We start from the raw sequence: 21,711 nt of genomic DNA on the forward strand, positions 1-21,711 counted from the left end.
ACGATGCAATCGCGCAGGCGTTTTATTTGTGGTTGTCTTGGAGCGATGGCGGGCTGTTCGTTATTCCCGGCGCTGGCGCCGGCCAAGCTGATCGATCTTCTGCCACCGTCCGATCCGGCAGACGGCAAGACCTTCAGGGTCATTTGCTTTCACGACGTCCGCGACAATCTGCGGACTTCCTTCAAAACGACGAACATGATGGACCCGTTCGCCGTCGACACAGGGACGCTCACATCGATATTTTCGTGGCTTCAATACAATGGCTATCACCCGATCACGGTGAAGGACGTCGAAGCGTCGCGCAGCGGTGGTAAGCCGCTGCCGCCGCGCGCGGTGATGTTGACGTTCGACGACGGCTTTCGCAGTCACTACACGAAAGTGCTGCCGCTGCTCGAGCGCTTCCGCTTTCCCGCGGTGATGGGTATCGTCACGTCGTGGGTCGACGTACCGGCGGATACCAAGATCCGGCTGTCCGCCAACCTCGAAGTGCCGCGCGACACATTCATGTACTGGGAGGACGTCGAGAAGCTGTCGAAATCCGAGTACGTCGAACTCGCGTCGCACACGCACGATCTGCATCACGGCGCGATTGCCAATCCTCAGGGTAACGAGCTGCCGGCCGCGACGTCGCATCTGTATCTTCAGAACGAAAAGCGCTACGAGACCGATGCGGAATTCGAAGCGCGCGTGCAACACGACCTGAGCGAGAGCATTCGTAAGCTGCACGATCGCACGGGTGTGACGATTCGTTCGATGGTCTGGCCATACGGTGCGGAGAATATGCCGGTGCGCAAGATTTCGACGCAGCTCGGCATGCGCACGCAGTTCAGCCTCGAAGCGGGGCCAAACACGCCGGATGTGCCGCTCGACCGTCTGCGCCGCATTCTGATGACGTATGACGTCGATGTCGGCGGCTTCGAGCGGTCGATGCGTGAGCCCGCAACCAACCGCGGTGCGATCAACCCGGTCGAACGGATCGTGCGCGTGGACCTCGACGATGTATACGACCCTGACGGAGCCGTGCAGGAGAAAAAGCTTGGCGATCTGATCGAGCGTATCTACCGGATGCAGCCGAGCTCGGTCTATCTGCAGGCGTATTCCGATCCGAACGAGACCGGCGTAGCGGAAGCGCTGTATTTCCCGAACCGGCATATGCCGATGCGCGCCGATCTGTTTTCACGCGCTGCGTGGCAGCTGAACACGCGTGCGAGTGTGCAGGTTTTCGCGTGGATGCCGCTGCTCGCATTCCGTTTGCCGCCGGCGCAGGCAGGACGCATCGAGGTGGTCAGCGCGGCGCCGGGCGCACCGGGCGACCGGCGCGCGGCAAATATGTACCGGTTGAGCCCGTTCGATCCGGCAGCCCGTGCCTTCGTTCATGACGTGTACGAGGATCTGGGCAAGTATTCGGCATTTACCGGCCTGCTGTTCGGTGGGGACGCAATGCTCGACGACTACGAGGACGCTGGCCGCAACGCGGCGCAAACGTTCAAAGGGTGGGGATTGCCGACCGACATCGGCACGATTCGCGCCAATCCCGCGTTGATGAAACGTTGGACCGAAGCGAAGACCCAGTATCTGATCGAGTTCTCCGCGCAACTGGAAAAGCTCGTGCTGGACAGCCAGAACGGCGGCGACGTGCTGACCGTGCGCGACCTGTATGCCGACGTACTGCTCGACCGCAACGCGGAAGCCCGCTTTTCGCAGAGCTTCGAAGGCTTCATGCGCGCATACGACTTCGTCGGTCTGCTCGCCATGCCGAGCGGCGAACGGTACGGCAGCGCAACGGCCAGGCTAGACACGCTGGCGGATCTCGCGTCGTCGGTACCGAATGGTTTGCGGCAAACCATCTTCCAGCTGCCGGTGGTCGATCCGCAAACCAACATCGCGGTGCCGACTGAGCGGCTACTCGAGGAGATGCGTTATCTGCGCCAGCGCGGTGTCGTGAACTTTGGTTACTACCCGGACCGCTTTGCCACCAACACGCCGCAACTCAATGCGATGCGCGATGTGATGTCGCTGCGCTCGCGCCTCGATCCAACCGCGATCAATGCGCTGCTTCAGGCCCAGAACAAAGGAGTGACCCGCTGATGACGCACGAACTGATCAGCCGCCTGCAGGATTTCATTTTCTTCTACCCCTTTTTCATGTCGTATTTCTGGATGATCGGAGGAGTCGTACATTACCTGGCGCTCGAGAAAGGACGCGCAAGGTCGCACCGCGCACTGGTGGCCGCAGGCATGCCGAAAGTGTCGGTGATCGTGCCGTGCTTCAACGAAGAGTCGAATGTGCGCCGGGTGATTCATCATCTCGCGCATCTCGGCTACGCAAACTACGACATCATCGCGGTCAACGATGGCAGCAAGGACAACACTGGCGCGATCCTCAACGAGCTTGCCGCAGAAATTCCGCGTCTGACGGTGATCCACCATTCGAAGAACGAAGGCAAGGCAATCGGCCTGACGACGGCGGCGACCGTCAGCGATGCGCCGTACCTGATGTGTATCGACGGCGATTCGCTGCTCGGCCGCGATGCGATCGAATGGACCCTCGAGCACTTCATTTCCGATCCGAACGTCGGCGCGGTGACCGGCAATCCGCGGATCCGTACCCGCACGTCGTTGCTCGGGCGGATGCAGGTCGGCGAATTTTCGTCGATTGTCGGGCTCATCAAGCGTACCCAGCAGGTGTATGGCCGGATTTTCACGGTGTCGGGCGTGATCACGATGTTTCGCAAGAGCGCGCTCGCCGACGTCGGCTACTGGAGCTCGGACATGCTGACCGAGGACATCGACATCAGCTGGAAACTGCAAACGCACGATTGGCGCGTCGCATACGAGCCGCACGCGCTGAGCTGGATCCTGATGCCCGAAACACTGACAGGCCTATACCGTCAACGTTTGCGATGGGCCAAAGGCGGCATCCAGGTGCTGATGAAATACGCGCCGCACATCGCCCGGCCGTCGATGGTGATGATGTGGCCGCTGTTCGTCGAATACCTGCTCGGCATTGCCTGGGCCTACTCGATGACCTTCGTGATGCTGCTTGGGTTGATCGGGCTCCTCGTGCCGCTGCCCTCCGAATGGCACATTTCGCTGCTGCCGCATTGGCACGGCATGCTGCTGGTCGCGACCTGCGTACTGCAGTTGATTATCGGTTGCATGATCGATCGTCAGTACGACGAGAAACTGCTGTTCTACTTTATGGACACCGTGTGGTACCCGCTTGCGTTCTGGGTGATCAACATGATCACCACTGTCGTTGCGTTGCCTTCCATCGTCCTGCGCCGGCGCGGCAAGCGCGCGGTATGGACCAGCCCAGACCGAGGAATCCAGCATGAATAACGCCCCTGTCATCGACCTGTCACTGCGCACGCCCAGCGAGATCATCGCCGACAAAGGCCTCAAACTCGGGTTGCTGCAGGTAGTGTGGTTTCGCCTGATACGTCCGGCCACGGTCGGTTCGTTATGGGCGGCGATCGGCGTCTATACGTATCGGTATCTGATGCCGTTCAACGAAGCGGAGCTGCCGCTCGAGCAGCTGATGTCGTACATGGCGGCGATTGCAACGATCGCTGCGGCGCTGATCGTGTGGATGATCGTGTCGCGTGTGGCTCACCCGTTTGCGTCGCGTTCGCGCATGCAGCGGCTGGTGCGGCGCACGGCCGGTCTCACCGTCGAGCCTGGACCGTTTGCCGCTGCGTCATTGAAATGTCGAGGCGCCGTGGCGCGCATATTCGTGGCCTCGCATGATGCGAACGGCCTGATCGCAGCATTGCGGGCCATGTCCGAACCGGAAGTCGAGGGTGACGACGAAGGACCGGAAGACACGCCGATCGGTGCCGATCCGGCGCTTGCGCGGCGGCGTGATGTATCGCTCGGCGCGCCGCACGATGAGCCGCTGCATATGCCGATGCACGTACCGATCAGGGTTCGCTATGTAATGGGGAGCCGTCCGGTGACCGATACAGAGCTTTGAGTACGCGGTAGCACTCGCACGAGCGTTGCGCGAGGGCATCACGCTGCAGGATCGTTACGCCGTGCCGGTCGTGCGTGACGATCCGTGCCGCACCGAGCGCGTGCAACGCGGAGCGCACCGATCGCGCGGTGACGCCGAGCGCGCGGGCGAGCGCCACGGCCGAGGTCGGAACGCTCGCGCCGCGGTTGCCGTCCAGTAGCGCGAGCAGACGGCAGGACACCTGCTGTTCGATCGAATGAAGCCGTGCACAGGCCGCCATTTGCGACATCTCGGCAAACATCGTTTCGACGTATTGAAGCAGGCGCGCCTCGACCCATGGCTCTTCCTTCAGGCAGGCGAGCAAGGCCGCTTCGCTGCAGCGAAATGCAGTACCCGACGACGTGACGATGGTTCTGAACGGTATCGAGCCGGTGCGCATGATGACCGGCCAGCCTGCAAAGCCGTTGCGTCCTATCGTGACCAGTTCGATGGAGCGGCCGTCGTCGAGGATGCACTCGTGCGCGAAGCGTGCGGTGAGCGGAAAGTAGACATGGTGAAAGACTTCGTTGCAATCGCAGACCACCTGGCCTGCGTGCAGCTCTATACATACGAAGTCGTCGACACGTTCGATCAGATGCAGTCGCCGCGACAGCAGATTCAACACGCTGTCGTAATCGGCAAAACGCACACCGGGCGCCGAAGGTTCGGACACATGCTTCAACTGGGCGGGGGCAAGCAGCTTGTCTCGATTCATGATGCCTGGCTTAGGTGAAGGTCAAGCGGTGATGTTTAAGCGGCGATGTTCAGGCGCACACGCTAAAGCAGTCTGACCGTGGCATGGAGTTTTGTCATACCGATAAGCGTGCTTCGCAACAACGTCATTGTGCGCGCGAACAACCCGATGCGAACTGAACACATTCTTTTGTCGTGGCTCAAAAGAATGGATCCGTGAGGAGGATGTCGTCGTGCCGAAAAGGACACGTGAGGCGCCGGCTCTCGTATATGCGTCCGCCGCACACGATGCGCGGCTGTGCGAGCGTTTGCGGGAAGGCGGCTGGTCGGTCGAGCTGATCGGCAGCGCGCACGAACTGGAGCGCACGCTGCGGCATACATCGGCGCCGAACGTCGGCTTGCTCGAGCCCGGCGACGACCACACCGGCGCGATGGGCAGCATCGCCGAATTCTGCGTCGGCGCGCTGCAGATGCACTGGGTGGCGGCCGTCACTGCGAACCAGTTGCGGCGTGCCGCAACGCGCGAGTTGATCGGCTGCTACTGCCTCGATTACGTGTACTTGCCATACGCGTTCGATCTCGTCGATGCAGCATTGCGGCGCGCGTTGCGTTTTGCTTCGCTGATGCGCGGGGTGCCGCCAATGCCGCCAGTTGCCGGTGGTCAAACGTTGATCGGGCGCAGCGAGCCAATGCTGGCCTTGCGGCGCGAGATCCAGAAAGTTGCCTATACGGATGCACCGCTATTTATCGCCGGCGAATCGGGCAGCGGTAAGGAGCTGACCGCCCGTGCGGTGCACGACGCATCGGCTCGCGCGAACGGACCGTTCGTCGCGATCAACTGCTGTGCGATTCCGCCAACTCTGGTGCTAAGCGAACTGTTCGGCCATGAACGCGGCGCGTTTACCGACGCCGAGCGCCGCAAGATCGGCCATATCGAGGCGGCCAACGGCGGCACGCTGTTTCTCGATGAAATCGGCGATCTACCGCTCGAATGCCAGACAGCGCTGTTGCGCTTTGCACAGGACAGCACGATTCAGCGGCTCGGCAGCGACGTCGTGATACCGCTTGACGTTCGCATTGTTTCGGCGACTCACGTCGACCTCGAAGCCGCGGTGCGCAGCCAGTCGTTTCGCTTCGACCTTTACCACCGGCTGTGCGTTCTGCGTATCGACGTCCCGCCTTTGCACGAACGCAGCACCGATATCCATTTGCTCGCTTTTCATTTGCTGGGTCTGTACGCGGGCGAACGCAAGTCTCGGATTCACGGCTTCGCGCCTTCTGCGCTGCGCGCAATGCTGTTGCACGACTGGCCGGGCAACGTGCGTGAACTGGCGAACCGCGTGCGGCGCGCGATCGTGATGGCCGATGGAGCCTATATTCGCGCGACCGATCTCGGCCTGGTCGAGCCGCCTGCGCGGCGTGCGTTGACGCTCGCCGATGCGCGCGACGAAGCCGAGCGCAGCTGCCTGATCGAAGCGCTGCTCGCGCACGGCAACCGCTCCAGCGAGGTGGCGGTAGAGCTCGACATTTCACGCATCACGCTTTATCGATTGAGAGTGCGGCACGGTCTGCAGAACATTGCTGGGCTCGCGTCGCAAGACTTTACGGAGCGGCGCAAGTGAGACCTGGGAACGAACACAGCAGAATCTTCGCGATCGTGCGCAGCCTGTTTCCGGCGTTGGCAGCGATAGCAATAGCCATCGTCATTGCCTGGCTAGCGAGCACCACCAGCGATGCACGAAGCATTGCGCCACCGAATGCGGTGATGGCCGTGCCTGCACCGGGCGTGGGCGACGAACGACGCTTCATGCACGGCATCGGCCAGGCCGATGCGGGTAACGGCAAGACGTGGGTGTTTTTCAGCAGTTCGGGCTTGCCGCCGCGTGGCGCAGATCGCGATCGCAGCTGGCCGCACGATGTGTACGTCGGACAGTGGAGCGCGGGCCAGGCACACGTGGCGAATGTGCGTACGTTCATCAAGCGGCCTGAGGCGCAGGAGCCGGTCTCGGTTGCACAGAACGACAGCGGCAATATTTTTATCACCTTTGAGGATGGCTGGAATGCGCCGCGCAATGTGAGCCAGCGTTACGGTGTGTATAACAACCGTCTGAAAGCGATCCGGCCTTATCCGCGCGACGTGGAGTCGGGTGGGCATTCCGGGCATGTGGCGGCGGTCGGCGAGCAGTTCGTGGTGTTCTATTCGGCGGACTGGGTGCAGGGCGGCGGCGTCGACAATCTGGGCACCGGCAACGGCGTTTATGCGAACGTCTATGACGGGCGCGGTCGTATGCTGCGGCATGTCAACGTCGCGGATCGTGTGCGGGAATGGTGGCCGGTGATTGCCGGAGCACCGAAACAGGCGTTACTGGTGTGGCAGAAATACATTCCGGGCAGCACCATCGCGTCCCTTCAATATGCGCTGTTCGATCCGGCCACCGGCAAGCTGGTTCGACCTGAGGACAGTGTCGACGTATCTCGCGTCGAGTATTACGTGTACGCGGCGGCCTATGTGCCTGCGATCCAGCGCTTCATTCTCGTGGCGACGCAGGATACCGGCCGCGCAATCGCGTTTCTGATCGACGCGCAGGGACGTCGCACGGCCGAGCTCGCATGTCTGCCTGCACTGGTGCGCGAAAGCAGTATTGCGGTCGACGGCAACGCGGTCTATGTGCCGACCCAGGATGGCCGGCTGATGGCGCTCACGCTCGCGGATGACCGCATCAGGCTGCGCGGCACGCAACGCGTGCCTTTCGCATGGGGCAACACCGGCGCGATCGGCATTGCCAACGGTGCCGACGAGCTGCATTTCGTTTCACTATCGCCGCAGGGCTTGCGCGAGGTGGACGTCGATACGCACAACGAGGTTGCGGCCTCGCCGGCAGACCGCTGCATTGCGCGCGCGGCGCAATGACCGATCGAATCAGTGGTGCTGATAAGTGGCGGCGTGATGCAGGTAAGTCGACGGCGTGTGTTGCATCCGCTCGGCTTCAGCCGCGGAGCCACCCTGATCGAAGTCGTTCAGCAAGTGATGTGCAGCGAGGGCGCTGTTGATCGAATCGGCAGATGGTGCTTTCGTTGCATAGCGACGAAAGCAGCCGCGCTGATTCTTATCGACGCACGTGTCGCCAGGCCGCAGGCGCGCGTCGCGGCGTACAACGGGAGCTGCGGCCACCTTGGCCTGCGACGCGCGTGGGGAGGGCGCGCCGGCCACCTTGTCGGCGGGCTTCGGTGTTACGCCGAAGTCTGCGACGAGCGCGCTTTCGGACGCCGCGATGACCGGCGGAGCCACGACCGCGAGCGGCAACTCAGGCAGCGAGGCGCTGTCACCCGGTAACCATCGCATGCCGACCACCGTGCCGCGCTTCGCGAGTTCCTGGGACTCTCTCAACATCCGTTCAGGATCTCCCATTCCCGCGATCGCGACATAGCCACCGAACACGAGCACAAACGCGCCGACCGCGACACCTAGCGCCATCCATGCCGCCGCATCATTGTTCGTACCAATGCCGTTAGTGAACGGATTGTGATCGAACCGATGATTTGCACCGCCAGGCAATGCGAACCCAAGTCTTTCTTTAGATGATTGCGGTGAAACGTCATCGACGTCGAAACCAATGCAATCGGCGCTATTGAAATGCGTATTTTCAAGTGGGGCGCGATTGCGACGACGAAAAGTTTTTTTAGCAGAAGCAAGGTAGCTACGGATCGCGATGGGCATTTTCATCTCGGCGCACCTGCGTTTTTGTCACATTTCACTCTAGCAGACACAAGCCGGTTTCGAGACGAAACATGTGTTGTTATGAGGCTTCCCCCCTAAAGAAATAATAATAGGGGTGCTACGTAATCCTTTCCGTTCCGACCCTCGCGCAGGTCATAATTTCAGAATGCCTACGAGCATTTTCCATTCCCAAGGGTTTATTTTTTAGATATCTCCGGGTATCCTCCAGGCTCTTTCGTCTGTCTTTAGGTCTTTTTCGTAGCCCATCTGCTACGAAACTCGACCTCCAGCGCGAAAGGTACGACGATTCACTCCCGCCACTTTCGGCAGACGAATCCGAACACCTTTCCTTCAGCTTCGCCGGTTTCCACGACTAGGCGTTTTTTTCCTCGGCTCGATCCCGAGGTGGCGGAGCTTTTTCCTTTGAAAAAGGAAGTCGGGAAGTTCTACCTAAACCGCCTCTCGGATTGGTTTTGCCATTTATCATAGGAATACTGAATTTTGCGTCTGAAATCTCTCTCCGCCCGTCTCGCCCCCCTGTTCGCAGTTGCTACCGCTGTTGGCGCTTTCGCTGGCCAGGTTGATGCAGCCTGTGTGAATTCCCCCGCCGCGCAATCCAACTCCACGTTTCCGAGCACGCTCACCGGCAAGCTTGCGTATCACAGCTACGTCAGCTATGGCGATGGCACCAGCCAGATCTTCATCTACGACTTTTCGGCCAAGCAGTTGACCCAGGTATCGAAGAGCTCGTGGGGCATCAAGGATCCGATGAATGCGGTGTTCAGCCCGGACGGCAAGTGGCTCGCCTTCATGGGCGAAACCAACAACGCCTGGAACGTGTTCATCTGGCAGGTCGGCTCGAACAATGCGCCGGTCAACATGACCAACAGCACGGGTCAAACCCGTAACGAAGATCCGAAATTCAGTGCCGACGGCAACTCGCTGTTCTTCAAGCAGACCGGCGATGTGATGCGCGCGACGCTGTCGTTCACGAGCGGCGGTCCGACGTTTACGTCGGTCGTCGACATCACGAACACGGCGCCGTCGATCGAAAGCTCGATGCCGTTCCCGTCGCCGGATAGCAGCGCGGTGTACTTCGCAACCGGCACCGGCGCGAACCTCGGCATCTACAAGGAAACGATTGCGACGCATCAGAAGGTCGCATTCGATGCGGGCACCGGTCTCGAGACCTACTACCCGATGGTGCGCAAGGACGGCACCGTGTTCTATGCACGCTGGAAGGACGCGGCGAGCCAGGCCGACCAGATCTACTCGAAGGTCAATCCGGGCGACACGCCGAACCAGCTTTCGATCAACGACTGCAAGGGCAACAACTCGGATCCGGCGCCGGTCGACGGCACCAACTACCTGTTCTTCTCGTCGACCACGGCGGGTGGCTATCAGCTGTATGTGGCCGACGTCAGCAGCGGCAAGCGCTGGAGTCTGTCGCAGTTCGGCGTGAACAACGACACCACCAAGGCCAAGCTCGGTTCGAACTACTGGAGCGGCAACAGCAGCGCCACGCAGCCGAACAAGACCCTGCTGTCGCAAGGCAAGCCTGCTAGCGCATCGTCGAGCTACAACTCGAGCCTGACCGCAGACAAGGCGTTCGACGGCAACACGACGAACACCCGTTGGGATTCGATCGAAGGCAATGCAGCCGGCACGCAATGGCTGACGGTGGACCTGGGCGCGGTGAAGAGCGTGACGGGCGTGGACCTGTACTGGGATGCGGGCGCGAAGTCCTACCAGATCCAGACGTCGCCCGACAACGCGAACTGGACCACGATCTACTCGACGACCAGCGGCGTCGGCTCGGGTCACGTGTCGCTTGCGAACCTGAAGGGCACCGGCCGTTACGTGCGCATGTACGGCACACAGCGCGCAACGGCGTGGGGTTATTCGTTGGACGAAATGCAGGTGTGGGGTTCGTAAAGTCCGCCTGAATCCGCAGCGGGCGTGTAGCAAGCGCCCATGCGTTGCGCGGCACGTAGCGGGACGTTATTCGATTTCGACGACGATCTTGCCGCGTGCCGTGCCGTCGCTCAATGCCTCATAGGCATGCTCCGCAGTGCGCAGATCGAAGCGGCGCGGATCGACGCGCAGCGTGAGTTTGCCTTCATCGGCGAGGCGCGCCGCCACGCGGAGCATCTCGCCGTGATGCGCGCGCCGCTGCCCGGTGAGCAGCGGATACAGCGTGAACACGCCCGAATAGCTCGCTTCACGAAACGACAGCGGCGCAAGTGCATGCGTGCCCCAGCCGAGCGCGCTGACCACGTGGCCATAGTGCGCGACCGCTGCGAACGACGCATCGAGCGTCGCACCACCGACCGTGTCGACCACGAGATCGAAGCCTTTGCCGCGTGTGTGCGCCGCGACGTACTGCTCGACGCTTTGCGCGCGATAGTCGATTGGCGTCGCGCCGTACCGCGCGACGGTATCGAGGTCGCGCGCGCTTGCCGTAGCAAACACGGTCGCGCCCAACGCCACCGCGAGCTGCACGGCCACGTGGCCGACGCCGCCGGCACCGCCATGCACCAGCACGGTTTGCCCGGGCTGCAGATGCGCGCGGTCGACAATTCCTGAATACGCGGTGATAAACGCGAGCGGCAGTGCTGCCGCCGTACGCATCGACAGATTGGCGGGCCACAACGCCAGCAGGTCGGCATCGACCGCGGCGTATTGCGCGAGCGACCCTTGAATGCCGCCGACGCCACCTGTCATTCCAAACACCGCGTCACCTGCCTTGAAGGCGGTGACGCCGGTTCCCACTGCTTCGACGATACCTGCGAGATCGATGCCGGGCACAGCCGGCATTGGATGGCGTGCATGCGCAGCGCTGCCCGCACGAATTTTCGTGTCGAGCGGATTGAGACCGCTGGCGGCAACGCGTACCAGCACGTGCCCAGCGGACGGCGCCGGCTGCGCCAATTCGACGAGTTCCAGCGGGCCGTCGACCCGGTTTAGCAGCAGCGCTTGCATCGACATGGCGAATTCCCCGATGAGTGGATTGAGTAGATCGAGCTGACGAACTCATCATGGTCTATGCTGAAATGAATGTACATCAACGTTTTGGCATGACTGTCAAACAAAAATGAATACTGTCGAATTCGAATGGAGCGATGTGCGGATCTTTCTGGCCATCGCCCGCAGCGGCACACTCGGTGCTGCGGCGCGCGCGCTAGGCCAGACCCAGCCAACAATGGGCCGGCGCCTGCGCGCACTGGAAGAGGTGCTCGGACACGCATTGTTTCAACGCACCAGCGACGGCTTCGTGCTGACCGACGAGGGGACTGCCGTACTGGGGTACGCGGAGCGCATGGAAGAAGAAGCACTGGGTTTGACGCGCACGCTGGCGGGCGAAGCGAAGGAACTGACGGGCACGCTGCGCGTCGCGTCGTCGGACTGGTTCGGCGTGCACGTGTTGACGCCGCTGTTTGCGCGCTTTAACGAACGGTATCCGCAGGTCGCGATCGAACTCGTGACCGACGCGCGCCGCTACAGCCTCGCACGCCGTGAAGCGGACCTCGCGTTTCGCATTACACCGTTCGACGAACCCGACGTCGTGCAGCGCAAGCTGATGCAGGTCGACTATGCGCTATACGGACACGCCGCGCTCAAGCCGCCGCGCGCCGGCGACGGAGCCGGTTGCCGCTTGATCACGATGGACAGCGGCTTCGGCACGCTGCCCGACGTCGTATGGGTCAAACGCATGCTGCCGCAGGCGCAGATGGCTTTTAGCAGCAACAATCGCGACGCCCAGGCGCGTATGTGTGCCGCAGGCGGCGGCTTCGCGGTGCTGCCTTGCCCGCTTGGCGACGCCACGCCCGGGTTGCGTCGTATCGATCTGAAGGAAGCGCCGCCGGGACGCGAGGTGTGGCTCGGCTATCACCGCGATTTGCGCCGTCTTGCGCGCCTGCGCGCGCTGCTCGACGCCACGCTCGAACAGTTGTCGAACCACTGACGCGCAAGATATATACCGTTCTGCGCTTCGTTTTATTCCCGTACACAACGAATTTTTTCTGCATTTTTTTTCGCACCAGATCCGATGCGGTGCGCGATGAAAAAAATCGGTTCCATTGCGCGATTTATTTTTGGACACCGGAATAAGCGGTGAGCTGGCGATGTTCATCCAGGTGAACGCAGCACTCAACCACCACCGAAGGAGTTCGAAAATGAAGACGCTTGCATTGCTTACGATGTCCGCCGCAGTTCTCGCTTCAACCACGCTGTTCTCGAGCGCTTTTGCGCAGGACACGACGCGTCCGGACGCCGTGCCGAGTTATCAGCAACAGGTCGCACCTCAACAGACTCAAGCGACCAACAGCAGTGAAGGTCCGGCAACGATGGGCTCGAGCATGAGCGGCCATCGCCCGACCACGTCCTCCAACATGGCGTACCCACAATCGTGCGCGGGCCCGGTCAGCTTCTGCAACGTGTATTTCGGCAGCTAGCCACGGTACCTGTCGTACGAGCCACGCAGTGTTTGAAACTTGTCTCTTGATGAAACACGGAGAGTCACATCATGAAAGCACTTCTTTATGCAGTACTCGCGCTCGGCGCAATCGCAACCCCGGTGTTGTCGTTTGCACAGAACACGAATGGACCGGTGACGCGCGCCGAAGTGCGTGCGGAATTACTGCGTCTCGAGCAGGCTGGCTACAACCCCGCAAGCGGTGACGAAACGAATTATCCGGCCGAAATTCAGGCCGCTGAAGCGAAGGTCGCCGCCGAAGATGCAGCGCGTGCTACCGCGGCAAATACGGCCAGCGCGGCGGATGCCGTTGGTGGCCAACGTGCGGGCAGCAGCATGAGCGGCGCGCCGATGGACGATCGTCGGGCGCGTAGTATTCAATGCGTGGGACCGGTGGACTTCTGCACGCCGTACTTCGGCGGCTGAGGTGACCATGCAAGTGCAACCGCAACTGCAATTGCGATGGGAAGAGCGGGAGCCGGCTGTGCTCCCGCTTGTTTCGAGCGCCTGTATCAGGCAGTTTCGAGCGTTTCGATAAAGACCTTTGCCACGGCTTCAAGGCCGGCTCGATCTTCTTCATCGAAGCGCGCGAGCACTGGACTATCCAGGTCCAGCACGCCGATCAGTTCACCTGTCGATGTGACGAACGGTATCACGATTTCGGACTGCGACGCGGCATCGCATGCAATGTGGTCCGCGAACGCATGCACGTCCGGCACCAGCTGGGTTTGCCGCGTTTGCGCGGCCGTGCCGCAAACGCCGCGGCCAAGCGCGATGCGCACACACGCGGGCTTGCCCTGGAACGGGCCGACCACCAGCTCGCCGTCCACCAGAAAATAGAAGCCAGCCCAGTTCAGCTGCGGCATCGCATGAAACAGCAGCGCGGAGAAGTTCGCCGCGTTCGCCACGCGGTTCGGCTCGCCGGCCAGCAATGCACGCGCCTGCTGTTCCAGCTCTGCATAGAATTCGCGCTTCGGTAAAGCGGCGGAAACGGTTCCTTCGAACATCGCAATGATCTCTCTTCAGGGTACTGAGGCGATCATTATCCGATATGTCGCGCGACGTCGCCCTGATAGAACCCGGCGAAGCGTTCTAGCTGGCGTTGCGCGTCCTCGAGGTCGGATTCGTTCTGCAACACCGCGCTCGAAAAGCCCATCCGCTGCATCTGGATCAACTGATCGACCAGCACTTCGCCGGTCGCGCGCAAATCGCCGCGAAAGCCCAGCCGCCGGCGCAGCAGATAAGCCTGGCTATAAGCACGCCCATCCGTAAAGTTCGGGAAATGCAGCTCGATGCGATCGATCGCGTCGATTCGATGCTGCAGCGTGAGCGGATCGTCGTCGTTTGCGAGTTGCACCACGCACGTGTCGACGTCTTCGGTGGGGCTTGCGGCAGTCAGCAACGCGATGCTCGCAGCGCCGGTCGTGCCTGTCGTGCTTGAAGTGCTCGTCATGCCACATTCTCCAGTTTGGCGCGCGCCTCGTTCGCCGCATTCCTGAATGGTTCGGCGCCGATGCGCTGCAGTGTTTCGATGAACCGTTCAGCGCGCGTACCGGTGTTTGCGCGCAGCGTCACGTAGGTAGACAAAATAGCCTCGATCACATCCAGTACCTCGTGCGCCGAAAACGACGGCCCGATCACCTTGCCGGGCCGCGCAGCACCGCTGGCCGCAGAACCATCGGCACCGCCGAGCGTGATCTGATACCACTCGCTGCCATCCTTGTCGACGCCCAGAATGCCGATATGGCCGCTGTGATGATGGCCGCACGAGTTGATGCAGCCGCTGATGTGCAGATCGATTTCGCCGATGTCTTCCAGTTCGTCGAGATCCTGATAGCGCGCAGTGATCGCCTCGGCGATCGGCAGCGAACGCGCGTTCGCGAGCGCGCAAAAGTCGCCGCCGGGGCACGCGATCATATCGGTCAGCAACTGCACGTTCGCACTGGCCAGCCCTGCGTGGTTCGCTGCTTGCCACAGCGCAAACAGGTCGTCGGCGTGTACCCAGGGCAGCACCACGTTCTGCGTATGCGTAACGCGCGCCTCGCCGGCCGAAAAGCGGTCGACGAGATCCGCTACCACGTCGAGCTGATCGGCCGATGCATCGCCGGGCGCCTGCAGCAGACGCTTGAACGATAGCGTGACGATGCGTAGCGCCGGATCCCGGTGCGGCGCTACATTGCGCTGCAGCCAGCCGGCGAAACGCGGATGCGCCTGGGCATGTGCGGCCAGTGCGTCGCGCGCGGCCGCTTCGTCATGATGGCCGCCGCCTTCGGCACGCTGCACCAGCGGCGCCACAAACGACGCACGGACGCGGTCCAGTTCGCTTTGCGCAATCGTATGGGGCCCGCCGTCATGCTCGACGACCTGGCGAAACTCCGCTTCGACGTCGTCGATATAGCGCTGACCTTCGCTTTTCACGAGGATCTTGATGCGTGCCTTGTACTTGTTGTCGCGCCGGCCATAGCGGTTGTACACGCGTACCACCGCTTCGATGTAGTTCATGATGTGCTGCCACGGCAAGAACTCGCGCAACACGGTTGCCGTCAGTGGCGTACGCCCCATGCCGCCGCCTACCGCGACGCGAAAGCCCAGTTCGCCATCGGCACTGCGCACCAGCCGCAGCCCGACGTCGTGCCAGTCGGTTGCCGCGCGATCTTCCGTCGCACCGGTAATCGCGATCTTGAACTTGCGTGGCAAGAATGCGAATTCGGGGTGCAGCGTGGTCCACTGCCGCATGATTTCCGCAAACGGCCGCGGATCGGCGATTTCGTCCGGGGCGACACCGGCACGCTCGTCGCACGAAATGTTGCGGATGCAATTGCCGCTGGTCTGGATGCCATGCATGTCGACGCTCGCCAGCAGATCCATCACGTCGGCCGCTTTCGCGAGCGGAATCCAGTTGAACTGCACGTTGGTGCGCGTCGTGAAGTGCGCGTGGTGGGTCGGCAGCCGCGTCGTGCCGAGCTTGCGCTGCGCGTCGAGCGCGGCGCGATAGACATCCGCTTCAGGTGCGTCGTAATCGCGGGCGATCCGCGCCAGCACTCGCAACTGGGCGCTGGAAAGCTCCCCGTAAGGCACGGCGACCCGCAGCATTGGCGCATGGCGCTGCACGTACCAGCCGTTTTGCAGGCGCAATGGGCGAAATGCGTCTTCGCTGAGCTTGCCGGTTTGCCAGCGTTCGAGCTGGTCGCGGAATTGCGCGGCCCGGCTGTGGACGAATGCTTTGTCGAATTCGGTGTATTGGTACATGGCTGCGTGGTGACCTGAGGGGCAAAAGATCCGCGGCGCTTCGGTTTCGAAGACAGCACTGCGCAGGCAGATCGAAAGCGGGGCACCAAGGTAGCGCTGCCGTCCGCCACGGGAAATAAGCAGATGGAGTCAATCCGCACGCAGCAGAAGCGCGTCTGCTGCGCTCGATCTGCGCGCATCTGCTGCTGTGCTGCGACGCGCGCAACGCTTACGATGAACCCGTCAAAGTACAGAAGATCCGGTCGCGAGGCCGGCGGGAGAGCGATGATGAACCTGCTGAAAATGATGCGAATCGTGTTGTGGAGCTTCTTCGGCGTCAGAAAGAGCGCGTCGCACGAATCCGACTTTGCGTCGGTGAATATCTCGCTGCTGCCGGTGATGGCGGTTGCGCTTGCCGCCTGTTTCGGCGCGACGCTGTTTGGTCTGGTGAAGCTGGCGCTGACGGTGGCGCACTAGGCTAGGCGTGTGGTTCGCCCGCGTTGCTCGTCTCGCGTACCGCGACGGCCGCGTCGCCCAGCAGTTCGCCGAGCACGCGCAGTGCATCGTCGATTTTCGCGCTCCACGGGTGGCCGAAATTGACCCGCACGCAATTCTCGAACGCGTGCGTCGCGGAAAACAGCGGCCCGGGCGTGACGCTGATGCCGCGCTCGATCGCGAGCCGATGCAGCGCCATCGCATCGATGGCATCCGGCAGTTCGAGCCACAGGAAGTAGCCGCCGTGCGGGCGCACCCAGCGCACGCCGGCCGGCAGCCAGCGGGTGATCGCCGCGTCCATCTGATCCCGTTGCGTGCGCAACGCACTGCGCAGCTTGCGCAGATGCTTGTCGTAGCCGCCGTGCTGCAGGTAATCGGCGATGCCGGCCTGCACCGGAATGCTCGATGAAAGCGTCGACATCAGCTTGAGCCGCTGCACGCGGTCTGCAAAACGGCCGGCCGCAACCCAGCCGATCCGGTAGCCCGGTGCGAGTGTCTTCGAGAACGAACTGCAATGCATTACTAGGCCCTGCGTATCGAACGCGGCCGCAGGCAGTGGATAGTCCGCGTCGAAATGCAGTTCGCCGTACACGTCGTCTTCGATCAGCGGCACCTGGTGTTGCGCAAGCAGCGCCACCAACGCCTTTTTCCGCTCGATCGGCAGCGTGACGCCGGTCGGATTCTGGAAGTTGGTCATGAACCAGCACGCGCGCACCGGATAATCGTGTAACGCACGTTCGAGGGCTGCAAGGTCGAGCCCGTCGCGCGGGTGCACCGGAATCTCGACTGCCCGCAAATCGAGCCGTTCGATCGCCTGCAGCGCTGCATAGAAACCGGGCGCCTCGACGGCGACGACGTCGCCCGGCCGCGTCACGGCCATCAAGCTCAGGTTCAGCGCTTCGAGCGCACCGTTGGTGACGACGATCTGTTCGAGCGGTTGCGCGACGCCCATGCGCAGATAGCGCAACGCAATCTGCTGGCGCAGCGTTTCGTTGCCGGGCGGCAAGTCCGCAACGGTGCTCCACGGGTTCATAAAGCGTGCGGCCTGACCGAGCGATTTGGCCAGACGCGGCAGCGGGAACAGCAGTGGGGACGGGAACGCGGAACCGAGCGGCACGATGCCCGGCTGCTTGGCAGCGTCGAGCACCGAGAACACCAGATCGCTGATATCGACCTTGGCGGGCTCGGCGGCGCGGGCCGGCGGCTTGCTGGCGAGCGCCGCGCCCGGCGCGACGTAAAAGCCCGAGCGCTCCTGCGCGCGGATCAGCCCCCACTCTTCGAGCAGGTAGTAAGCGCGAAACACCGTCGACTGGCTGACGCCATGCTGCGCAATGACCTGCCGCAACGAAGGCATGCGTGCGCCAACCGCAAGGCTGCCCGAGCGGATCTCGGCAGCCATGGTGTTCGCAAGCGCTTCATATCGGGTCATCGGGCGTCAGGTCGTGGGCGCGCACATGCGCACCCGCGATTATCGCTTACGCCAATGCATCGAACCGAATACGATGGCCGCGGCTACCAGCGCGACGCCGGTCGCAGCCGCAAACGCGCTCGCGAAGCCGGCGCCGTAGCCCGCGCGCGCAACCTGCATCACGGTGTGGGTCAAGGTTTGCGGATACAGCTGGGTGGCGCGTTCGAAGTCGCCGGCGACGACCCGCTCGATAAAGCCTGGCTGCACCGTCAGCCCGGCCGCCTGGACGTTGTGCTGCAGCGCGCTTTGCGCCGATTGCGCGAGCACCGCGCCCAGCCCCGAGAAGCCAAGCAGAATGCCGGAGAAGCGCGCCGTCGTGCTGATGCCGGAGGCCATGCCGGCGCGTTCGCGCGGCACGGTGCTCATGATCGCTTTCTGCGTTTCGCCGTTCAGCAGGCCGCCGCCGCTGCCGAGCAGCGCCATGCCGGCGAACAGGAGCGCCTGATTGGTGGAGCCTGCGGCAAAGCTCAGCAGCGCATTGCCGCCGCCGGCAATCAGCAGGCCGAGCGTCAGGATGCGGTACGGCGGCATGAATTTGCCGAGCCGGCGTCCGACCATCGGCAGCACCAGCATCGCGACGGCAAACGGCAGCATGCCGATACCGGCTTCGAGCGGTGTCTCGCCGCGTGCATTCTGCAAAAACAGCGGCAGCAGCGACGCCATCACCTGCGCGACGGCCGCATAAGCGAACATCGCGGCAATCGCGCCGACGAACGGCAGCGAGCGGAACAGCATCAGATCGAGCATCGGATGCGCGCGGCGCGCCTCGACGCGTGCGAACAGCGCAAACAGCGCGACGCCGGCACCGCCGCGCGTCAACACCGCGGAACTGGTCCAGCCGCTCCCCGGGCCGATAATCAGCGCCCACGTCAGCGCGAACATCGCCGCGGCGAACAGCGCGATGCCGGGGAAGTCGAGCGTGCGCGGCGTCGGGTCGCGCGATTCTTCGATGTTCTTCAACACGCCGATCGCCAGCGCCGCACAGATCGGCACGTTGATGTAGAACGCCCAGCGCCAGCCGAGATACGCGTTGATCACGCCGCCGATCAGCGGCGCGGTCACCATCGTCATGCCCATGAAGGTGCCCCACGTGGCCCATGCGCGCGCGCGTTCGCGTTCGTCATGGAACGCGTGGCCGATGTTGGCGAGCGCCGGCGCCAGCTGGAATGCCGCGCCGACGCCTTGCAGTGCACGCGCCACGTACAACGCCTGGGCGCTCGGCGCGAGGCCGCACAGTAGCGATGCCGCCGCGAATAGCGCAATGCCGATCAGGAACACGCGCTTGCGTCCGAAGCGGTCGGCAATCGAGCCGGCCGGCAACAGCAGCGACGCGAAGCACAGCACGTACGCGCTGATTACCCACTCGATGTCGGCGAACGACGCGTTCAGATCGCGCGCAATGGTGGGCAGCACGATGCCGACCACATTCGTGTCGAGCACGGTCATGGCGCAGCCGACCGACGCGGTCAGCAGCAGGGCGGTCTGGCGCGACAGCGGTCGCTCAGCGGGGATCGAACTCATGAAGACCTTGTGTGATGCAAAACGCGCGTGCCAACCACGCGGCAAACGAACCGTGCAAACGGGCGGGCAAACGGGAGAGCAAAGCCGCCTTGCGGCGGCACGAGGCTCAATTCAACCAGTGTTCGCGCACGATTTCATTAACGGTGTTTGTCGATATAATTAGTTTCCACCTAATAGAGGCTTCGGGAGCCGAGCGTGGAACTAAGACACTTGCGCTATTTCATCGCGGTAGCCGAGCAGCTGCATTTTGCTCAGGCAGCTGAAACGCTCGGTATTTCGGCACCCACGCTGACGGTACAGATCCAGCAGATCGAACACGCGCTCGATGCGCAGCTGTTTAGCCGCACCAAGCGCTCGGTCGCGCTGACGCCGGCCGGCGAAGCGTTTCTCGCCGAAGCCCGCGCGACGCTCGAGCAGTTCGAGCGGGCCATCAGCATCGGCCGCCGCGCGGGGCGCGGCGAACTCGGGCGCGTCAACGTGGGCTTTATCGGGTCGGCAGCGTTTTCAGGTGTGATGCAGCAGCAGATCCGGATGTTTCGTCGTGCGCGGCCACACGTGTATATCGACGCGCGCGAGTTTCCGATGGAGCAACTCCCCGTGTTGCTCGACGACGGTCGCCTCGATATTGCGTTTGTGCGTTTGCCGGTGGAGTTGCCGCCGTCGGTGCGTCAGCATGTGTTGCTGATCGACCGCTTTTGCGCGGCGCTGCCGGCGGAACACAAGCTCGCACAACAAGACGGGCCGTTGCGCTCGCGCGCTTTTGCCGGCGAACGTTTCGTGGTGCCCGAACAGCGTCTCGGCACGCTTGAAGTGGCGCGGCGCGGCCGCTTCAGCGCGGATATCGCCAGCGCGCCGGGTGGGCTGCTGGCGGTACTGACCGAAGTGTCGCTCGGCGTGGGCGTGGCCATCGTGCCGAACCTGCTGGCCGAGGTCGCGCGTTTGCCCAACGTCGTATTCAGGGAGCTTGCGGGGGAGCCGATCACGTCGGAAGTGGCGGCCGTTTTTCGCAAGTTCGAGCGCGCGCCGGCCGTGCGCAGCCTGATCGAGCAGATCACGCGAACCGTGCCGGATTCGCTTGAGCGTCGTGCCTGAAACGCATCGTGCGTCGTGAAGAGCATGCGTTTCGCTGCACACGTGTGGCGTGGCGCACGGCACAGCGCCGCTGCCGCACCGCGGCCCCGCTTACGTCATCTGATAACCCTGGCTGGCGGTCCATTCCGCCGGCAATTCCGCGCCGCACAGTTCGAGCAGTGAGCGCTCGAAATTGCGCGACAGCGCATTGAGCGGCAGGCTGTTCGGCTGCGAGCCGAACGGCTCGGCCACTTCGCTGGCGATCGCCTCGAGCGCGATCAGCGTGTACGCGACGAACACCGCGACCAGCGGCGTCGCGAAGCCGATCGAATCGACCAGACCAAAGGGCAGCAGCATGCAGTACGCGTAGACCGTCCGGTGCAACAGTACGCCGTACGGGTAGGGAATCGGCGTTGTTGCGATGCGTTCGCATCCTGCCACGGCCGCCGCCAGATGGTTGACCTGGTTGTCGAGCATCATCAGCTGCTGGCTCGAAATAGCCTTGCTTGCATACAGATCGGCGAGTGCGGCGCGCAAGTCGCAGATCAGCGCAATCGGCCGATAGCGCGTGTGTACCAGCGCAGTGGCGCGTTCCGACGGCAGAAACCGGACGATATCGGCGAACGGGTCGGTGCCGCGCAACTGGTGCTTCAACGCGTGCGCGAACGCGATCAGCTTGTTGACGTACGCGCGCCGCTCGAAATCCGCGCTGGCCGGCACATACGCGATGACCTGCGAAGCCAGCGCGCGCCCCGCGATCAGCACGTCGCCCCAGTGCTGGCGCGCTTCCCAGTAACGGCTATAGGAAGCGTTGTTGCGAAACGCGAGAAAGATCGTCAGCGCAACGCCCACCAGCGTAAACGGCGTCGTATTGAGCGGCACTTTCTCGCCGAAGATCGTGCCGTCGGTCATCACCGCGATGACGTTGACCAGCAGCACGAACGCCAACTGCGGAAGGATCGACGGCAGCACCGAACCGTTCCAGACGAACAGCATGCGAAACCAGTTCTCTTGCGGGCGAACGATCATGATGTGCGGCGCCTGGCGCGG

Annotated in this window: 20 protein-coding genes; 11 read left to right on the top strand and 9 right to left on the bottom strand. The window is 62.6% G+C overall.

Annotation, left to right across the window (positions count from 1 at the left end; all coding sequences use genetic code 11):
* The first annotated feature begins 3 nt into the window (after positions 1 to 3).
* From pgaB to ACYVNQ_RS19345, 3 genes are read left to right on the top strand one after another with little or no spacing between them, the layout of a single operon-like run.
* Complete coding sequence (gene pgaB, locus ACYVNQ_RS19335; RefSeq protein WP_460904172.1) at positions 4 to 2,088, top strand: poly-beta-1,6-N-acetyl-D-glucosamine N-deacetylase PgaB; 2,085 nt, start codon at positions 4 to 6, stop codon at positions 2,086 to 2,088.
* Positions 2,085 to 3,341: a poly-beta-1,6-N-acetyl-D-glucosamine synthase gene (gene pgaC / locus ACYVNQ_RS19340; RefSeq protein WP_460904961.1), complete on the top strand. Its 1,257-nt coding sequence runs from the start codon at positions 2,085 to 2,087 to the stop codon at positions 3,339 to 3,341. Before pgaB ends, pgaC begins: the two co-directional genes overlap by 4 nt.
* On the top strand, positions 3,334 to 3,975 hold the full coding sequence (locus ACYVNQ_RS19345) for a Biofilm PGA synthesis auxiliary protein PgaD (RefSeq protein ID WP_460904173.1): 642 nt from the start codon (positions 3,334 to 3,336) through the stop codon (positions 3,973 to 3,975). The genes pgaC and ACYVNQ_RS19345 overlap by 8 nt, the downstream gene beginning before the upstream one ends.
* Here the strand turns inward: ACYVNQ_RS19345 and ACYVNQ_RS19350 are convergent.
* Positions 3,923 to 4,708: a Crp/Fnr family transcriptional regulator gene (locus ACYVNQ_RS19350; RefSeq protein ID WP_460904174.1), complete on the bottom strand. Its 786-nt coding sequence runs from the start codon at positions 4,706 to 4,708 to the stop codon at positions 3,923 to 3,925. The genes ACYVNQ_RS19345 and ACYVNQ_RS19350 overlap by 53 nt on opposite strands.
* Before the next feature lie 211 nt (positions 4,709 to 4,919).
* Here ACYVNQ_RS19350 and ACYVNQ_RS19355 point away from each other — a divergent pair, with 211 nt between their 5' ends.
* Both ACYVNQ_RS19355 and ACYVNQ_RS19360 read left to right on the top strand, forming a co-directional pair.
* Positions 4,920 to 6,308: a sigma-54 dependent transcriptional regulator gene (locus ACYVNQ_RS19355; RefSeq protein WP_460904175.1), complete on the top strand. Its 1,389-nt coding sequence runs from the start codon at positions 4,920 to 4,922 to the stop codon at positions 6,306 to 6,308.
* The gene (locus tag ACYVNQ_RS19360) at positions 6,305 to 7,597 is read left to right on the top strand and encodes a hypothetical protein (protein WP_460904176.1); all 1,293 of its coding nucleotides are present in this window, start codon (positions 6,305 to 6,307) and stop codon (positions 7,595 to 7,597) included. The genes ACYVNQ_RS19355 and ACYVNQ_RS19360 overlap by 4 nt, the downstream gene beginning before the upstream one ends.
* 9 nt (positions 7,598 to 7,606) lie before the next feature.
* Here ACYVNQ_RS19360 and ACYVNQ_RS19365 read toward each other — a convergent pair whose 3' ends face one another.
* Positions 7,607 to 8,410 (bottom strand): hypothetical protein, encoded by an 804-nt coding sequence (locus ACYVNQ_RS19365; protein WP_460904177.1) that lies wholly within the window; start codon positions 8,408 to 8,410, stop codon positions 7,607 to 7,609.
* Between the two features lie 531 nt (positions 8,411 to 8,941).
* On the opposite strand from ACYVNQ_RS19365, the gene ACYVNQ_RS19370 reads away from it, so the two are divergent.
* A complete protein-coding gene (locus tag ACYVNQ_RS19370) occupies positions 8,942 to 10,339 on the top strand; it encodes a discoidin domain-containing protein (protein ID WP_460904962.1) in 1,398 nt (465 codons plus the stop codon).
* A 66-nt stretch (positions 10,340 to 10,405) separates the two neighbouring features.
* On the opposite strand, the gene ACYVNQ_RS19375 is transcribed toward ACYVNQ_RS19370, so the two are convergent.
* Entirely contained in the window at positions 10,406 to 11,392 is a 987-nt protein-coding gene (locus ACYVNQ_RS19375; RefSeq protein WP_460904178.1) for a zinc-dependent alcohol dehydrogenase family protein, read from the bottom strand.
* 106 nt (positions 11,393 to 11,498) lie between these two features.
* Between ACYVNQ_RS19375 and ACYVNQ_RS19380 the strand changes: the two genes are divergently transcribed.
* The 3 genes from ACYVNQ_RS19380 to ACYVNQ_RS19390 all read left to right on the top strand — a co-directional run bounded on the left by ACYVNQ_RS19380 (position 11,499) and on the right by ACYVNQ_RS19390 (position 13,304).
* Positions 11,499 to 12,368: a LysR family transcriptional regulator gene (locus tag ACYVNQ_RS19380; RefSeq protein ID WP_460904179.1), complete on the top strand. Its 870-nt coding sequence runs from the start codon at positions 11,499 to 11,501 to the stop codon at positions 12,366 to 12,368.
* A 211-nt stretch (positions 12,369 to 12,579) separates the two neighbouring features.
* On the top strand, positions 12,580 to 12,858 hold the full coding sequence (locus tag ACYVNQ_RS19385) for a DUF4148 domain-containing protein (protein ID WP_460904181.1): 279 nt from the start codon (positions 12,580 to 12,582) through the stop codon (positions 12,856 to 12,858).
* Between the two features lie 71 nt (positions 12,859 to 12,929).
* Positions 12,930 to 13,304: a DUF4148 domain-containing protein gene (locus ACYVNQ_RS19390; protein WP_460904182.1), complete on the top strand. Its 375-nt coding sequence runs from the start codon at positions 12,930 to 12,932 to the stop codon at positions 13,302 to 13,304.
* A gap of 86 nt (positions 13,305 to 13,390) precedes the next feature.
* On the opposite strand, the gene ACYVNQ_RS19395 is transcribed toward ACYVNQ_RS19390, so the two are convergent.
* Genes ACYVNQ_RS19395 through ACYVNQ_RS19405 form a run of 3 tightly spaced genes read right to left on the bottom strand, consistent with a single transcriptional unit; the run spans position 13,391 to position 16,127 of the window.
* Positions 13,391 to 13,885, bottom strand: coding sequence for a GAF domain-containing protein (locus ACYVNQ_RS19395; protein ID WP_460904183.1), 495 nt, complete (start codon positions 13,883 to 13,885; stop codon positions 13,391 to 13,393).
* Between the two features lie 35 nt (positions 13,886 to 13,920).
* Complete coding sequence (locus ACYVNQ_RS19400) at positions 13,921 to 14,331, bottom strand: DUF934 domain-containing protein (protein WP_460904184.1); 411 nt, start codon at positions 14,329 to 14,331, stop codon at positions 13,921 to 13,923.
* A complete protein-coding gene (locus tag ACYVNQ_RS19405; protein ID WP_460904185.1) occupies positions 14,328 to 16,127 on the bottom strand; it encodes a nitrite/sulfite reductase in 1,800 nt (599 codons plus the stop codon). The genes ACYVNQ_RS19400 and ACYVNQ_RS19405 overlap by 4 nt, the downstream gene beginning before the upstream one ends.
* A 267-nt stretch (positions 16,128 to 16,394) precedes the next feature.
* On the opposite strand from ACYVNQ_RS19405, the gene ACYVNQ_RS19410 reads away from it, so the two are divergent.
* On the top strand, positions 16,395 to 16,583 hold the full coding sequence (locus ACYVNQ_RS19410) for a DUF2970 domain-containing protein (RefSeq protein ID WP_460904186.1): 189 nt from the start codon (positions 16,395 to 16,397) through the stop codon (positions 16,581 to 16,583).
* Between the two features lies 1 nt (position 16,584).
* Here the strand turns inward: ACYVNQ_RS19410 and ACYVNQ_RS19415 are convergent, their stop codons facing one another.
* Positions 16,585 to 18,030: an aminotransferase-like domain-containing protein gene (locus ACYVNQ_RS19415; RefSeq protein WP_460904187.1), complete on the bottom strand. Its 1,446-nt coding sequence runs from the start codon at positions 18,028 to 18,030 to the stop codon at positions 16,585 to 16,587.
* A 39-nt stretch (positions 18,031 to 18,069) separates the two neighbouring features.
* Positions 18,070 to 19,590, bottom strand: a complete 1,521-nt coding sequence (locus tag ACYVNQ_RS19420; RefSeq protein ID WP_460904188.1) for an MFS transporter — start codon at positions 19,588 to 19,590, stop codon at positions 18,070 to 18,072.
* A gap of 195 nt (positions 19,591 to 19,785) precedes the next feature.
* On the opposite strand from ACYVNQ_RS19420, the gene ACYVNQ_RS19425 reads away from it, so the two are divergent.
* Positions 19,786 to 20,682 (top strand): LysR substrate-binding domain-containing protein, encoded by an 897-nt coding sequence (locus tag ACYVNQ_RS19425; RefSeq protein WP_460904189.1) that lies wholly within the window; start codon positions 19,786 to 19,788, stop codon positions 20,680 to 20,682.
* A gap of 90 nt (positions 20,683 to 20,772) precedes the next feature.
* On the opposite strand, the gene ACYVNQ_RS19430 is transcribed toward ACYVNQ_RS19425, so the two are convergent.
* Entirely contained in the window at positions 20,773 to 21,690 is a 918-nt protein-coding gene (locus tag ACYVNQ_RS19430; RefSeq protein WP_460904190.1) for a bestrophin family protein, read from the bottom strand.
* Between the last annotated feature and the right edge of the window lie 21 nt (positions 21,691 to 21,711).

This window comes from Paraburkholderia jirisanensis, assembly GCF_054782355.1.

Coding starts and splice junctions, on each gene's coding strand:
- pgaB (WP_460904172.1), top strand. CDS start 4: ATGCAATCGCGCAGGCGTTTTATTTGTGGTTGTCTTGGAGCGATGGCG.
- ACYVNQ_RS19345 (WP_460904173.1), top strand. CDS start 3,334: ATGAATAACGCCCCTGTCATCGACCTGTCACTGCGCACGCCCAGCGAG.
- ACYVNQ_RS19350 (WP_460904174.1), bottom strand. CDS start 4,708: ATGAATCGAGACAAGCTGCTTGCCCCCGCCCAGTTGAAGCATGTGTCC.
- ACYVNQ_RS19365 (WP_460904177.1), bottom strand. CDS start 8,410: ATGAAAATGCCCATCGCGATCCGTAGCTACCTTGCTTCTGCTAAAAAA.
- ACYVNQ_RS19375 (WP_460904178.1), bottom strand. CDS start 11,392: ATGTCGATGCAAGCGCTGCTGCTAAACCGGGTCGACGGCCCGCTGGAA.
- ACYVNQ_RS19380 (WP_460904179.1), top strand. CDS start 11,499: ATGAATACTGTCGAATTCGAATGGAGCGATGTGCGGATCTTTCTGGCC.
- ACYVNQ_RS19385 (WP_460904181.1), top strand. CDS start 12,580: ATGAAGACGCTTGCATTGCTTACGATGTCCGCCGCAGTTCTCGCTTCA.
- ACYVNQ_RS19390 (WP_460904182.1), top strand. CDS start 12,930: ATGAAAGCACTTCTTTATGCAGTACTCGCGCTCGGCGCAATCGCAACC.
- ACYVNQ_RS19395 (WP_460904183.1), bottom strand. CDS start 13,885: ATGTTCGAAGGAACCGTTTCCGCCGCTTTACCGAAGCGCGAATTCTAT.
- ACYVNQ_RS19400 (WP_460904184.1), bottom strand. CDS start 14,331: ATGACGAGCACTTCAAGCACGACAGGCACGACCGGCGCTGCGAGCATC.
- ACYVNQ_RS19405 (WP_460904185.1), bottom strand. CDS start 16,127: ATGTACCAATACACCGAATTCGACAAAGCATTCGTCCACAGCCGGGCC.
- ACYVNQ_RS19410 (WP_460904186.1), top strand. CDS start 16,395: ATGAACCTGCTGAAAATGATGCGAATCGTGTTGTGGAGCTTCTTCGGC.
- ACYVNQ_RS19415 (WP_460904187.1), bottom strand. CDS start 18,030: ATGACCCGATATGAAGCGCTTGCGAACACCATGGCTGCCGAGATCCGC.
- ACYVNQ_RS19420 (WP_460904188.1), bottom strand. CDS start 19,590: ATGAGTTCGATCCCCGCTGAGCGACCGCTGTCGCGCCAGACCGCCCTG.
- ACYVNQ_RS19430 (WP_460904190.1), bottom strand. CDS start 21,690: ATGATCGTTCGCCCGCAAGAGAACTGGTTTCGCATGCTGTTCGTCTGG.